Genomic DNA, 14,634 nt, shown 5'->3' with positions numbered 1-14,634 from the left:
AACTTAAGTGTTTAATAATAATGCTTTAATGAAACCGTCAGGCCGTTCTTTAAGGTGACGGAAGGCCTCACTCGCCTCTTCCATCGAAAGTGAATGCGTCAGCAGCGGAAACGGATTCATCTCTCCGTTCTCGATTGCCTTTATGGCATCACGCATACCTTTTATGTACTGCTTCGGGTCGCGCTCATGGGCGTTAATCATATCTATACCGCGCCAGTTTAGCAGCTGCATGTTCACCTGCCGCATACCGTCCTGGTGATAACCTGCAACAATTAGTTTTCCGCGTTCGGCAGTAAGCTCTATGGAAAGATTGAGCGGCCATTCTTTCCCCGTAACTTCAATAACCCTCTCGCAAAATTGTCCGAACGTAATATCTTTTACCTTCTCGATGATTGAATTATGGTCGTCCATCGCTATAATATGGTCTGCACCGTTTTTTTCGCTGTTTCGAGCGAAAACTCCCGCTGGCTTATGGCTATCACAGTTGCCCCCGCAGATTTGGCAAGCTGGATGAGAATTGCTCCTAAAAAACCCGCACCCACTATTGCTATGGTCTGCCCCCGCCTGATATCGCTGCGGCTGAAGATGTTCATGGCACAGCCTAACGGCTCACCCGGAAAAGGTTTTCCATTAAGGAAATCAGGGAGCACTACTATTTCATCTGCTTTTGCGATATCATATTGGGCATAGGCATTATTAGACAGGAATGCTACCCTTTCACCTACTTTTATTCCTGCAACGCCTGCGCCCAATGCATCTATATACCCCCAGCCTTCATGGCCGGGATTACCTGCCGCAACAGGATAGCTGAACCACTCGCGCCCTTCCCATACCGGGATGTTTGAGGCACAAAGTCCGCAGCCCTCAAGCTTTACCCGCACTTCACCCATCCCGGGTTCAGGTATTGGCACTGTTGCTATCTCAACCTGCCCGGGAGCTGTTATTACAGCAGCCTGCATTGTTTCAACTTCTGTTGCAATGTTTGTACCACCTGTATGTATTACTCCTGTTTCCATTATACGGCAAGGGTATTTAGTGCAACTTCAGGTTTGGCTTTAACGCCACGTGATTCATACAGCCAGTCCGTTAATGCTGTAACACCTTCTGTAACCGAATACTTTTGTTTCCAGCCTGTAGCTTTTGTAAACGCGCTTGTATCAGACACATAATATTGCTGGTCACCTGTACGCCATTCATCAAAAGAAATATCCATATCCTTACGTGTTTTATGTCGTATGAGTGACAATATCTCTACCAGGCTTACGGTATTTTTAGCGCCCCCGCCAATATTAAAGGCAGTTCCGGTAATTTTATCAATATTTTTTTGTGCCAGCAGGAAAGCGTTAACCAGGTCTTCCACAAATAGTATGTCACGTACCTGTTTACCATCGCCATAAATTGTAATTGGCTTTCCTTCAAGCGCCTGTATGAGGAAGTGCGCCACCCAGCCCTGATCTTCATTGCCAAACTGGTGCGGGCCGTAAATGCAGCTCATTCTGAAAACGGCCGTTTTAAGTCCATACGACCTTGAGTAGTCCAATACATATTGGTCTGCCGAGCCTTTACTGCAACCGTACGGGCTGTGGAAATCAAGCGCCCTTTGTTCACTGATGCCATTCTTCCTGAAGTAATCATCTTCAGGCTGGTAGCGCGTTTCATCGGTAGTCAGGCCTAGGTCAAACAGGTCGCCATATACTTTATTGGTTGATGTGAAAACCATCGGCGGCTGGTGGGCCGATTTGCGTATGGCCTCAAGGATGTTGAACGTTCCTTGGATGTTTACTTCAAAATCGTGTGTGGGGTTGGTGAGTGATGATGTAACCGCTACCTGCGCTGAAAAATGGAATACCTGCTCTGCATTCTTTACACATTCTTCGAGGATGATCTTTTCCCTTATGTCAGCAACCTGAATAATAAGGTTATCGCCGAACTCCGATTTCAGCCATTGCAGGTTCTGTTCAGAGCCGGGGCGCGACAGGTTATCATACACCATAACCCTTTTACCTTCACCAAGCAGCCTTGCCGCAAGGTTTGTACCTATGAAACCGGCGCCTCCAGTAATGAGTGTGTATTTTTCAGTATTTTGAGCGACAGTATATTGCTTGCTGATATAATCATGTGAATGGATTTCTGAAATACCACCCATAGCCAGGAGCCTGTAGAGCAGCTTTGGTGTGCCATCATATTTTTTAAGCCCGAAGTGGTACTCCCTGTTATCGAGGTGGAATCCGCCAATTGTTGCAAACTGCGGATCAAGGTCATTTAGACCATACCAATATACCCTGTCAGCCCCGATTGTTAAAGCTTTCTTAAATTCTTCATACTGCTTTACCTCATCATACTGCCAGGTTGAAAAGCCTGCTTCTGTAATCCAGAGTTCGCAATTAATATCATTTCGCTTTAAAACTTCTTTTACAGCAGTAAGCTTATCATCCCATGATGTCCATTGCTGGTCAAAAGTCTGCGGAAACCCGTGTATACCTACAGCATCAATATATTGCAGCACTCCCCTTTCAGCCATTGTTTGCAGCCAGTTGGGGTCTATAGGGCTCATACCGCCCAGCACGGTTTTTTTGCCTCGATGTTTTGCCCAATATGCTGCATTGCCAATCATTTCAGAGAATTTCAGCCATGAAGTATCCATGGTAAAATCGTACTCAATGATATTATTGGGCTCATTCCAAAGCTCTACCCATTCAAAATCTTCACCATACTTTGTTATCATCACATCTACAAAATCGGCATAGGCTTTCAGGTTTTTCGGCGGAGATGAAACTTTTTCTGCCTCACCTATAGATGGCGGCGTATACAAAAAACACGGCAGTATCTCAACTACCTGGCTCAGCTGCTCAAACAGCCAGTCGTACCATTCGGCAGTGCCCTGCCTATACCAGTCAGCCCATGAAATACCTGTGCGTACATGAGTTACACCCAGCAGTTTAAAATCTGTTATTGCTTTTTCAACTGCCGTATAATCACCCGGCCTGAACCATTCTACAATCCCGAAATTGTTCGTATTTTTTATATTATTGTTTTCCATAATTGCTTTTTAAACAGTTAAACCACGGGCTTCAAGTTCCTTAGCAGCTTCATTTACAGTATCTACCGCAATCTGCCCCTCCAGCCATTGTGATAATTCTTTCAGTCCATCTTCAAATTTTACCTGCGGCTCGTAACCCAGCAGCAATCTTGCTTTGGTGAGGTCGGCAAAGCAATGCCTTATGTCACCTACACGGTATTTACCCGATAGCTGCGGTTCAATATTTTTGTCCATCACTTTTGCAAGCTCTTCGGCAATCTGCACTATTGTGTATTGGTTGCCGCTGCCAACATTTATCACTTCTCCGTCAGCATCCTGTGATTCAAGGGCGAGGCGGCAGGCACGCGCCACATCTGTTACATGCACAAAGTCACGTTTTTGTAAGCCGTCTTCAAATATCAGCGGCGGGTTATCGTTCATAAGCCTTGAAGCGAAGATTGCCAAAACGCCGGTGTACGGGTTAGAAAGCGCCTGCCTTGTACCGTAAACATTGAAGAATCGCATGGCCGTGGTAGGTATGTTGTAGGCGCGGCCGGTAATGAGGCAAAGCCTCTCCTGGTCATATTTTGACAGCGCGTATACTGAAGAAAGGTTAGGTTTCTTAAACTCAGGCGTTGGATATGGATGATAATCTCCCGAATTGTCATGTAAACTCCAGACCTGTTGGCGAAGGTCATTCAGAGAGCGTTCTGCCTCGTGCACAAAATTTCCGGCTGCATTTTTGTATAGCCCTTCACCGTAAATACTCATGCTTGAGGCAACTATAAGCTTTTCTACAGGGTTTTCTATAATCGCTTCAAGCAATACAGCTGTACCAACATTATTAACATCAGTATATTCTTTTATCTCATACATGCTCTGCCCCACGCCTACCATCGCTGCGAAGTGAAATACAGCGCTCACACCTTCCAAAGCTTCTTTTACAGCATTTTTATCGCGGACATCGCCTACAATCAGTTCCACTTCAGGATGCAGATAACCAGGCCTCACCGCATTTTGGCCATGTACCTGTTCAGAGAGGTTATCAAGCGCTTTCACTTGGTAGCCATTGGCAATGAGCTCATCTGCCAGGTGGGAGCCGATGAAACCAGCCCCCCCGGTAATTAATACTTTCTTCTTCATTATAAGTTATTTAGTTGGTTTTAAAATAGCTGGCCCGTCGGCCTTGTCACAATTGTATTTATTGATGTTCCCGGTGGTTTATTTATGGCATACCATACATCTTCGGCTATATTTTCGGCTGTAAGGGATGCGTCAGGGTAATAATCTTTCCTGCCGGAATTTTTAAAGAAACCGGTAGCTGCAGTACCGGGTTTTACCGTTGTAACCCGTATGTGCGGTTCAGTTTCAATTCTTAGTGTCTCGGAAATCATGTCTATCGCGGCTTTTGATGCACTGTAAACACCGCCGTATGTATGAGCTTTACCTGATGAAACTGATGATATGATCACAACATCACCTTTTTTATTTTCAAGCATTTGGGGTACAAAGGCACGGATACAACGCAATGTCCCCATAATGTTAAGGTTAACCACATCCTGCCATTTTTCAGGATCACCTTCCGCAAGCAATTCATGATTGCCTTTCCCGGCGTTCAGTACCAGTATACCCAGTGTTCCAAGATCGTTTTTTACTGAAGTAAACAAATTAGTCACGTCACTACTTTTACTAACATCGCAGCTGATGTATCTTATGTTACAATGAGTGTAGGCAGGCTCGATAACATCAGCATTCACAACCTTGTATTTTTCTTCCGCCAGCTTTAATGCAATGGCCTTTCCTATGCCGCTGCTGCCACCGGTAACAAGAGCAGTAAACAGATGATTTTTATTCATTATCAACCCTGAACTTTAATGCCATTAAGCATTTTAATAATAGCTTCTTTACAAATGTACCCTTGATGAAGATGCTTTATCTTACACAATTATTTTAATATGTTGCATGATTTTAAATAATATTAAGATTATCAGAAAACTTCAAAATGTCCCGATATTACTGGCTTACAGGAAGAATTTTACAATGGGTATTTATAAAAAGCCTAAGCAATGTTTAAAAAGTTTAACACATAAATATTTACGATATCTATTAACTGTATATATTCGTGCCGAATCAAACTTTCAAGCAGATATGAATCACCTCTACTTTATTCGTCCCGGAAAATTAGCCAGGACATTTTTTTTGCTGTGCCTTGCGATTTTCTGTTTAGGAACTGCATCAGCACAGACCATCCGTTATGTTAAGCCCGTAGCATCTGGCAACGGCAGCGGCACAAGCTGGGGCAATGCCAGCAACAATTTGCAGGCAATGATTACCGCATCTGCAGCCGGCGACCAGGTTTGGGTTGCAGCCGGAACCTACAAACCGGGAACTGCGTCATCTGCCCGTACGGTAACTTTCACCCTCAAATCTGGTGTGAAGGTGTACGGCTCTTTTGCAGGTAACGAGACTTCTGTTAACCAGAGGAACATCGCGGCAAACCCTACCACTCTAAGCGGAGACCTCAACGGAAACGATGTACCGTCGAACAATCCAATGTTAATGTCGTCAAATACTACAATGTCAACAAACGCTTATCACGTAGTAACAGCAAGTGGCCTGAATAGCAGTTCGGTATTTGACGGTTTTACAATTACAGGCGGTTATGCAAACGGTCTTGAAGGCTCATATATAAATGAAGGCCGTGGCGGAGGATTGTACGTATCCGCCTCTGCAGGAACATTTAGCAATCTTATCATAAAAAACTGCTACGCATTTAACGGTGGCGGTATTTTAGTGGCACTTGGCGATGGTACACCTCCACGTTTCATTGGCATTTTGATTTCAGAATGCGCTGCAGGCGAGAATGGCGCAAATGATGGCAGCGCGGTTTACAAAGCTACTAATTATGGTTCACCGGATTTTTTTAATATGGTTGTCACCAATTGTGCAGGATCAACTGCGGTGGATGCTGAAGGTGCAAATATTATCAATTCGACATTTTATAATATTTTTACCGGCGATATTTATAACTCCCCCTATAATGCAGTAGTTGAAGGCGCAAATATGTATAATTGCATAATTGGCCAACACTCACTTCCTTACGCTGTTCGCTTAATTTATGACAGAAATTTAGAGAATAATTCATTTTACGGCGTTGTAAGTGAAGCTTCCAATACCTGGTATCGCAAAGAGAATATCACTAATAACGGCGATGCCGGCTTTGTTGACGCTGCCAATGGCAACTTCAGGCTTGCAGCGGACAGTCCGTGCATTAACACAGGTGACCCCGAAAATCTTTTTCTATTCTCTTCAATATCAAGAGGCTATAGCCCTGCAACTACAGATATAGCAGGTAATGCAAGGCAAATTGGAACTGTAGACAGGGGCGCCTATGAATTTGGCCAAACATCTATAAAATATGTGAAGCAAATATCTTCAGGCACAGGTGACGGTTCAAGTTGGGAAAACGCCAGCAGCGACCTGCAGCTTATGATAAACCAGGCGGGTGCGGGCGACCAGATATGGGTTGCTAAAGGTATTTACAAGCCTATAAGGCAGGCAAACTCAGCTGCCATCACGCCAAATAACAGGGATAATACTTTTTTACTGAAAACCGGAGTTAAGATTTACGGTTCGTTTGCCGGAGGCGAAACAACTACTGCAGGGCGGAATTTCCAGTCAAACGCAACCATTTTGAGCGGTGACTTTATGAACAATGACCCCGATAACACAACCAATGCACTGGCAATAGCAGGATCATCCCTATTGAATGACAATGCGTATCACATTGTTGTCGGTGTAAATATTGAGGATGTTATACTTGACGGTTTTGTGCTTAAAGGCGGCGTTGCAAACGGTACAGGCTCAATCTCATTTCCCAATGGTAATTTTAGCCCGTTTGAAGTATCGCGTGATTTCGGCGGCGGCATGCACCTTAATCGTGTACAGGGACAGTTCAATAACATAGCTATTAGAAGTTCACTTGCAACTTCTGGCGGTGGTGGTATTTTCAATTCCAGCGTAAGCAACCTACTTACACGTTTTAATGGTCTGATTGTTACAGGCTGTCTTGGTGGCACAACCGGCGCCGGAAAAGGTAGCGCCATATATGTTAAAGGCACACAGGATTCAACCGTTGATTTTTTCAATACGCTTGTAACTAACTGCGTGGGCTCGAGTTCTGTTTTCGTAACATCAACCAAGGCTACTGCTTATTTTAGCAATGCAACATTCTATGGCGTATCTGTAAACGATGCAGCTGCTACAACTGCAAGTGTAATTGAGACAGCTTCGGGCGGGGCTGTTGTTTTCAATAACAGTATCATTGGCCTTCATGCGTATCCATTTGCATTTAATATAGGCTGGGCCAGTAACATTGGTTCTGCCAGCGCTAACTCTTCTATTTATAAAACCAAGACAGGCCAGGGAACGTTCACGGCAACAAACAATACTACCAATACAGGCAACCCGGGCTTCATCAACGCTTCGGCAGGAGATTTCGGCTTAACCTCAAGCAGCGCAGTGCGCAACCTTGGTAACGTAGCGTTTTTGTCATCTGCCGTGGCTACTCAATACCAGTACCCTGCAATCAGTAAAGACATAATAGGCAATCCGCGCACATTCCAGGGTAATCTTGACCTTGGTGCTTATCAGTATAAACAGCCCTGCGATATTCCTGATGCCCCACTTGCGGGAGATATTACATTGTGTACAGGCAGTACGGTTGCAAACCTTACAGCCGTTGGCACAAACCTCAAATGGTACCTAAACCAGACAGGCGGCTCTCCCCTGTCATCATCTACTGCATTGAGCACACGCGGTTATTTTGTTTCTCAATCAATAGGGGTTTGCGAAAGCGAGAGAATTGAAGTTAATGTTAAGATTATAGCACTGCCAGCCGCTCCGAGCATTGGTTCACAACTCTTCTGCGGACCGTCAACAGTAGCAAATCTTATCGCTTTAAATCCAAATTTAAAATGGTATGCAACATCTACAGGTGGTACGGCCCTTTCACCATCAACAGCGCTAACTCATAATACCAATTATTATGCAAGTGCAGTTAATGCTGATGGTTGTGAAGGTTCAAGAACATCAGTAACAGTCAGAATAGGGACAATTCCACCCGCTCCGGCATCACCTTCAGTACAAATGTTTTGTGGCACGGCCAAGGTTTCAGACCTCCAGGCTACCGGCAATTCAATAAGATGGTATAATACTCCTGCCGGTGGCAGTTCACTTAGCGCAAACACAGCGCTAGGCACCGGTATATATTATTGCACTCAATTTGTTGGATCTTGTGAAAGCCCTCGTACTGCGGTAGAAGTAGTTGTAACTACAATACCGGCGGCACCGGCGGCGCTAGCACAATCATTCTGCGGAAGTGCGATAGTTGATAATCTTGTAGCATCAGGAGAAAACCATACGTGGTATGACAGCTCTTTCAACACGCTCAGTGGAAACACAATACTTGGCAACGGAACTTATTACGTAACACAAACTGTAAACGGCTGTCCAAGTGCTGCTACGGCGGTAAATGTATCTGTATTGTCATTACCAACAATGCCGGCAGTTTACGACCAGACGTATTGTTATGGCGCTACGGTTGCAGGCCTTTCGGCGGCCGGAACAAGTATAAAATGGTACACCAGTACAGCTGGTGGCACAGCACTCGCATCAAATTATATACTTACATCAGGAACTTATTATGCATCACAAACTAATGCAGCTGGTTGTGAAAGCGCCAGGGCTGCAGCTCATATAACCATTATGCCACTGCCGCCGGCACCGGGTGCAGCTAAGATGCAAACCTTCTGCGGTGAGGCTACATTTGCTGATCTGGAATCAGACGCACCTGAAACAAAATGGTATGCAACAATTACGGGTGGTCAATCTATCCCACAAACTACACCGCTGAGTAACGGAACGTATTACGGCGCCCAAATGAATTTTGATTGCGAAAGCGAAAGGACAGCAGTACAGGTTATTGTTAGCCCGATACCTGCAGCGCCAACGGCTTCTTCGCAAACTTTCTGCGGAACGGCTACTGTTGCAGATCTTTCGGCCACCGGTACTAACCTTAAATGGTATGCTGATGCTATAAGTGCTGAGCTTCTTTCACCAAATGCGGTGATTACTACAGGTACATACTACGTATCAGCAAGTAATGATATTTGCGAAAGCGACAGGACATCTGTACAGGTTACAGTGACTACTTTACCGGAAGCTCCGGTTGCATCTGCACAAACTTTCTGCGAAAATGCAACTGTAAGCGACCTGGCCGCAACAGGTAATAACCTGAAATGGTATAATACTGAATATGGTGGTAATGAACTTTCATCTGATACACAACTTACCACAGGATCTTATTATGTTTCTCAAAGCAACGATATCTGCGAAAGCACAAGGATTGCGGTAGCAGTTACTGTTCAAGCAGTACCTGCAGCGCCAACGGCTTCTTCTCAAACTTTCTGCGAAACGGCTACTGTTGCAGAGCTTTCAGCCACAGGCATTAATCTTAAATGGTATGCTGATGCAGCAGGCGGAGATGCCTTGGCTTCAGACACAGCCCTAGCTACAGGAATCTATTATGTATCATCAAGCAATGATATCTGTGAAAGCGACAGGACATCTGTACAGGTTACAGTGAATACTTTACCGGAAGCTCCAACTGCATCTGCGCAGAGTTTCTGCGGCACTCCAACGGTAAGCGGACTGGCTGCGACTGGTACTAATCTTAAATGGTATGCTTCTGCAACTGGCGGTGAAGAACTTTCTTCAAACACTTTCCTTTCAACAGGGACTTATTATGTTTCTCAAAGCAACGATATGTGCGAAAGCATAAGAACTGCGGTAGCGGTTAATGTTGAAGCCATACCTTCAGTGCCAACGGCTTCTTCGCAAACTTTCTGCGGAACGGCTACTGTTGCAGATCTTTCAGCCACCGGCACTAACCTTAAATGGTATGCTCATGCAATTGGTGGAAATGTATTGGTTTCAGGTGAAGCCCTGTCTACAGGTATATATTACGTATCATCAAGCAATGATATCTGTGAAAGTGACAGGACATCTGTACAGGTTACAGTGACTACTTTACCGGAAGCTCCGGTTGCATCTGCACAAACTTTCTGCGGAAATGCAACTGTAAACGACCTTATTGCGACAGGTATTAACCTGAAATGGTATAGAACTGAAACAGGAGGCGAAGAACTTTCTGGTGAGGCAGCGATCGTAACGGGAACTTACTATGTTTCTCAAAGCAATGATATATGCGAAAGCACAAGGACTGCAGTAGCAATTATTGTTGAAGCCATACCTGCAGCGCCAACGGCTTCTTCGCAAACTTTGTGCGGAACAGCTACCGTTGCAGATCTTTCAGCCACCGGCACTAACCTTAAATGGTATGCTGATGCAATGGACGGAGATGTATTGGCTACAAACCATGTGATTTCTACAGGCATATATTATGTATCATCTGCTAATGGTAATTGCGAAAGCGACAGGACGGCAGTAAGCATTATTGTTGAAGAGCTGCCGGTAAAACCTTCAGCTCCTGCACAGGCATTTTGCGGCGAGGCTGTAGTGTCAGAACTTGTTGCATCAGGTAGCAACATTAAATGGTATACAGCTGCTGTTGGCGGCGAACCGCTTTCAGCAGGCACACCAGTTGCCACCGGTACATACTATGTGTCGCAAAGCAGTGCAAATTGTGAAAGCCTAAGGACCCCGGTTGAGGTTACCATAAATCCTATACCGGCAGCTCCTGTTGCTGATAACCAGGCTTTCTGTAGTAATCCGGCTGTTAACAGTATTGTAGCTGAAGGTGAAAACCTCAGGTGGTATAGTTTTGAGACGGGAGGTGATGTTCTTGAAGCATCAACACTACTTAATGCAGGCATATATTACGTATCTCAAACTATTAACGGGTGCGAAAGCCCAAGAACTGCTGTTGAAATAACAATCGCCGAAATATTACCTGCACCGGTAGCTTATAACCAAAGTCTATGTACCTCAACCACAGTGGCTGATCTTGTTGCTGAGGGTATTAATCTTAAATGGTATACAGAAGCGACAGGCGGTAGTGCTCTAAGCACTTCACAGCCTCTAGCATCAGGTGTCTATTATGTTTCGCAAACCGGTGGTATTTGTGAAAGTCCAAGGAATGCTGTTGCAGTTACACTTTATGCATGTTCAGCTATTGAAGAATCATATTGCAATACTACAAGAAGCTTTGCCGCACCGATTTATGCAAAATATGTAAGGGGCGCTACAATATACCGTTTCCGGGTGACAAGTGCAGCGGGGACAGAAATTCTTGACAGGACCGTACGCTATTTTGCTTTCAATAACCTGGCCTCATATACTTACAACACAACCTATACTATTGAGGTTGCTGTATTTAACAATGGCATATGGTCGCCATACGGGCCGGCATGTAATATAAATACCCCTGCGTTGCAAACATCAAATATATTACCGCAATATTGTGGTACAGAAGTATCATTCATTGCAAATATTTATGCGGAGGGAATACAGTCTGCCACTGCATACCGTTTCAGGATATCTGACAATGGTGCAATACAGTATATTGAAAAACCTATGAGATACTTTACTGTAAATGAAATAGCCGGATATACCTATGGCAAAAGTTATTTGATTGATGTAGCAGTAATGGTAAATGGCCAGTGGGGTGCATATGGCGCGCAATGCAATGTCCTTACAATCCCGCTTCCAACCTCACAGCTGGCGCCGGGTTACTGTGGCGGAACCATGCCTACAACCAAAACCGTAATCTACGCCAACGGAATATCCCAGGCTATGCGTTATCGCTTCAGGATTCAAAGCGACGGCAATATTTATATCCTTGAAAATACACAGCGCTACTTTATGCCAACCAGCATTCCGGGTAACGGCTATGGCAAAACCTACACAGTTGAAGTTGCAGTGCAGATTGGCGGCCAGTGGGGTGACTACGGCAATGCCTGTACAGTGAGCATGCCAAATGCACCGACAAACCGTCCGGGCTCTGAAACATCGAAAGGTTTACCAGAAGTAAAGCAGGCTGTTAGCATTACATCATATCCTAACCCTTATACCGAAACATTTGCAATAGCAATAGAAACGCAAAGTGATGAGAATGTTACGGTAAGGACATTTGATATGAATGGCAGATCACTTGAAAACATTACTACAAGCCCTGCAGAGCTAAGCTCAGTGAAACTTGGCGCAGCTTATCAGGAAGGTGTTTATAATGTAATTGTTACCCAGGGCAGTTACCAAAAAACATTTAAGGTAGTAAGAAAATAACAAACCCTGACATTAACAACCAATTCAGGTAGCCCGACACTAGTCGGGCTTACTTTTTATAACGTGTTAAATTTTATGAGCATTTATTGCATTCTGAAAAAAGGAGTATATTTAACAACTCTTTAAGGTTTAGTAGATTTCATCTTTATTAAGACACAGGTAATAATTTCTATATGAATAAATATTTATCGCTCTTACTTCTATTATTATCAGTTGCATCATTCTCACAAGATAGCTGGCCGGAACCTCATCTAATAAAAAATGACTTTGAGATTTACCAAAAACTCTCGGAGAAAAACTGGCAATATCTGGATACCGGAGAAAAACAGCTAAGCTTTAACGAAATCCGAAAGCCTGAAAACGTAAAAAAGTTTGGCGAATACGAACATAAGGCCGGTGATTTTGGCAATCGCAGCTACGCCTGGACTCGTTATGCCCTGAAAAATGCTACAGCCAATCCGCAAATCATAACTTTTAGCATTGATAGGAAAAAAGAAACCATATATGTGCAGCGCAACGGCAAATGGCAAAAGTTTGTGAGTGGTGACTTAGTCCCGTGGAGCGAAAGGAGCAGCATAAAACCCCTAACAGAAATAAAATTTACACTTGCAGCAGGTGAAGAAGTTAAAGTTTATGCCGACTTAGGAGATATTACGATGTTTAACAGGCCTACACCGGAAATTGGTAACTACCTGAAAATAGTTGACAAGAAGTTCATCAAACAACAAACTTACCAGACGGATGATGTTTTATCATTTGGCATATTCGGGTTCATAATGTTTGCGGTGATTTTTAACCTTTTCTTCTATTACGTAAACCGTGAAAGGGTTTACCTGGTATATTCATGCTTGTTGTTTTTTTCAGCATTACTTATGGCAGAAAACATCTTTTCTACTCTTTTGTTCAGTGAGTTCAGGAAAGGATATGTATTTTTCCTTTTCATTGTTATTACAATGTTTATCATAATGCTCATCCAGACATTCAGGTTCTTCTTCAGGGTAAACATCCATTTCCCCGGATGGGACAAATTCCTGATATATTTCTCGGCATACATCGGCATCAGCGGTTCGCTAATTTATTTGGCTTATGTAAACCAGTGGCTTATTCTGCTTTTTGTTATTATCGGTATTGCTGCATTGGCAGGTATGGTGTTTATTGTGGCAGCAATAGTACTTATTATATCACTTCTGCGTAAAAAGGATAAAGAGGCCCGCCTGTTTGTAATTGCAGCCATGCCGTTTATTGCAAGCCCTATCATTGCGGTAATATTGCCTTTTGAGTGGACCATAACTGCCTGCGGTATGTGGACAATCCTTGCACTGTCATGGGGTATGTTTGCCAGATTTAAATCGCTGCAAATTGCGAATGCACGGGCTGCGCTTGAAAAAGAAGAAGAACGTACCAGGCTGATAGCAGCACAAAAGGTAGAGCTTGAGCATTTGGTGAAAGAACGTACGCATGAGCTAAGCCAGTCGCTTGCCGAACTGAAACAAACGCAAAACCAGCTTATACAAAGCGAAAAAATGGCATCATTGGGTGAACTTACGGCCGGTATTGCACATGAGATACAAAACCCGCTGAATTTTGTGAACAACTTCAGCGACGTAAGTATTGAACTCCTTGATGAAATGGAGGAAGAACTTGACAAAGGCGATACTGAAGAAGTTAAAGCTATTGTAGGAGACATAAAGCAAAACCTTGAAAAAATTGCACACCACGGGCGTAGGGCCGACAGTATTGTAAAAGGGATGCTGCAGCATAGCCGCGCCTCTACGGGGCAAAAAGAGCCTACAGACATCAATGCGCTGGCAGATGAATACCTTAGGCTGGCATATCACGGGTTGCGTGCAAAAGATAAGAGCTTTAATGCCGAGCTTATAAAGAATTTTACAGAATCACTACCAATGGCCAAAATAATATCTCAGGATGTTGGGCGTGTGCTGTTAAACCTCTTTACCAATGCTTTTTATGCCACACAGCAAAAGCAGAAGCAGCTTAATGATGCTGGCTATAAGCCTACAGTTTCTGTAACAACATCGCTGATTGGGGATGTAATTGAAATTCGGGTAAATGATAACGGCACCGGTATTCCTGATGCTATTAAAGATAAGATTTTACAGCCGTTCTTTACCACTAAGCCAACCGGTGAAGGTACAGGCCTCGGGCTGTCACTAAGCTATGATATAGTTGTGAAAGCTCACGGCGGTAAAATTGATATAAACAGTACAGAAGGCGAAGGATCGGAGTTTATAATAACATTGCCACTTAACGGTTGATACCTTAATTTTAAAATTAGCGCTTTTGCACCCGGC

At 44.0% G+C, this 14,634-nt stretch carries 7 protein-coding genes; 2 read left to right on the top strand and 5 right to left on the bottom strand.

Annotated elements, in window-relative coordinates:
- Window positions 1-3: 3 nt before the first annotated feature.
- From LRS05_RS07810 to LRS05_RS07790, 5 genes are read right to left on the bottom strand one after another with little or no spacing between them, the layout of a single operon-like run.
- A complete protein-coding gene (locus LRS05_RS07810; protein ID WP_257867801.1) occupies window positions 4-411 on the bottom strand; it encodes a hypothetical protein in 408 nt (135 codons plus the stop codon).
- A gap of 2 nt (window positions 412-413) precedes the next feature.
- Window positions 414-1,016, bottom strand: a complete 603-nt coding sequence (locus LRS05_RS07805) for an alcohol dehydrogenase catalytic domain-containing protein (RefSeq protein WP_257867800.1) — start codon at window positions 1,014-1,016, stop codon at window positions 414-416.
- Window positions 1,016-3,040: a GDP-mannose 4,6-dehydratase gene (locus LRS05_RS07800; RefSeq protein WP_257867799.1), complete on the bottom strand. Its 2,025-nt coding sequence runs from the start codon at window positions 3,038-3,040 to the stop codon at window positions 1,016-1,018. Before LRS05_RS07800 ends, LRS05_RS07805 begins: the two co-directional genes overlap by 1 nt.
- A gap of 9 nt (window positions 3,041-3,049) precedes the next feature.
- A complete protein-coding gene (locus LRS05_RS07795; protein WP_257867798.1) occupies window positions 3,050-4,162 on the bottom strand; it encodes an SDR family NAD(P)-dependent oxidoreductase in 1,113 nt (370 codons plus the stop codon).
- Window positions 4,163-4,182: 20 nt separating this feature from the next.
- Window positions 4,183-4,875, bottom strand: a complete 693-nt coding sequence (locus LRS05_RS07790) for an SDR family oxidoreductase (protein WP_257867797.1) — start codon at window positions 4,873-4,875, stop codon at window positions 4,183-4,185.
- 292 nt (window positions 4,876-5,167) lie between these two features.
- Between LRS05_RS07790 and LRS05_RS07785 the strand changes: the two genes are divergently transcribed.
- A complete protein-coding gene (locus LRS05_RS07785) occupies window positions 5,168-12,322 on the top strand; it encodes a choice-of-anchor Q domain-containing protein (protein ID WP_257867796.1) in 7,155 nt (2,384 codons plus the stop codon).
- Between the two features lie 173 nt (window positions 12,323-12,495).
- On the top strand, window positions 12,496-14,598 hold the full coding sequence (locus tag LRS05_RS07780; RefSeq protein ID WP_257867795.1) for an ATP-binding protein: 2,103 nt from the start codon (window positions 12,496-12,498) through the stop codon (window positions 14,596-14,598).
- Window positions 14,599-14,634 lie beyond the last annotated feature (36 nt).

The sequence above is a fragment of the Flavobacterium sp. J372 genome, assembly GCF_024699965.1.
Taxonomy (GTDB): domain Bacteria; phylum Bacteroidota; class Bacteroidia; order Flavobacteriales; family Flavobacteriaceae; genus Flavobacterium.
The sequence above is the reverse complement of the archived record's forward strand: the minus strand, read 5'-3'. Positions and strand labels throughout refer to the sequence as shown.

Excerpts from the sequence above, each read along its gene's own strand:
- LRS05_RS07810 (WP_257867801.1), bottom strand. The coding sequence starts at position 411 with ATGGACGACCATAATTCAATCATCGAGAAGGTAAAAGATATTACGTTC.
- LRS05_RS07805 (WP_257867800.1), bottom strand. The coding sequence starts at position 1,016 with ATGGAAACAGGAGTAATACATACAGGTGGTACAAACATTGCAACAGAA.
- LRS05_RS07800 (WP_257867799.1), bottom strand. The coding sequence starts at position 3,040 with ATGGAAAACAATAATATAAAAAATACGAACAATTTCGGGATTGTAGAA.
- LRS05_RS07795 (WP_257867798.1), bottom strand. The coding sequence starts at position 4,162 with ATGAAGAAGAAAGTATTAATTACCGGGGGGGCTGGTTTCATCGGCTCC.
- LRS05_RS07790 (WP_257867797.1), bottom strand. The coding sequence starts at position 4,875 with ATGAATAAAAATCATCTGTTTACTGCTCTTGTTACCGGTGGCAGCAGC.
- LRS05_RS07785 (WP_257867796.1), top strand. The coding sequence starts at position 5,168 with ATGAATCACCTCTACTTTATTCGTCCCGGAAAATTAGCCAGGACATTT.
- LRS05_RS07780 (WP_257867795.1), top strand. The coding sequence starts at position 12,496 with ATGAATAAATATTTATCGCTCTTACTTCTATTATTATCAGTTGCATCA.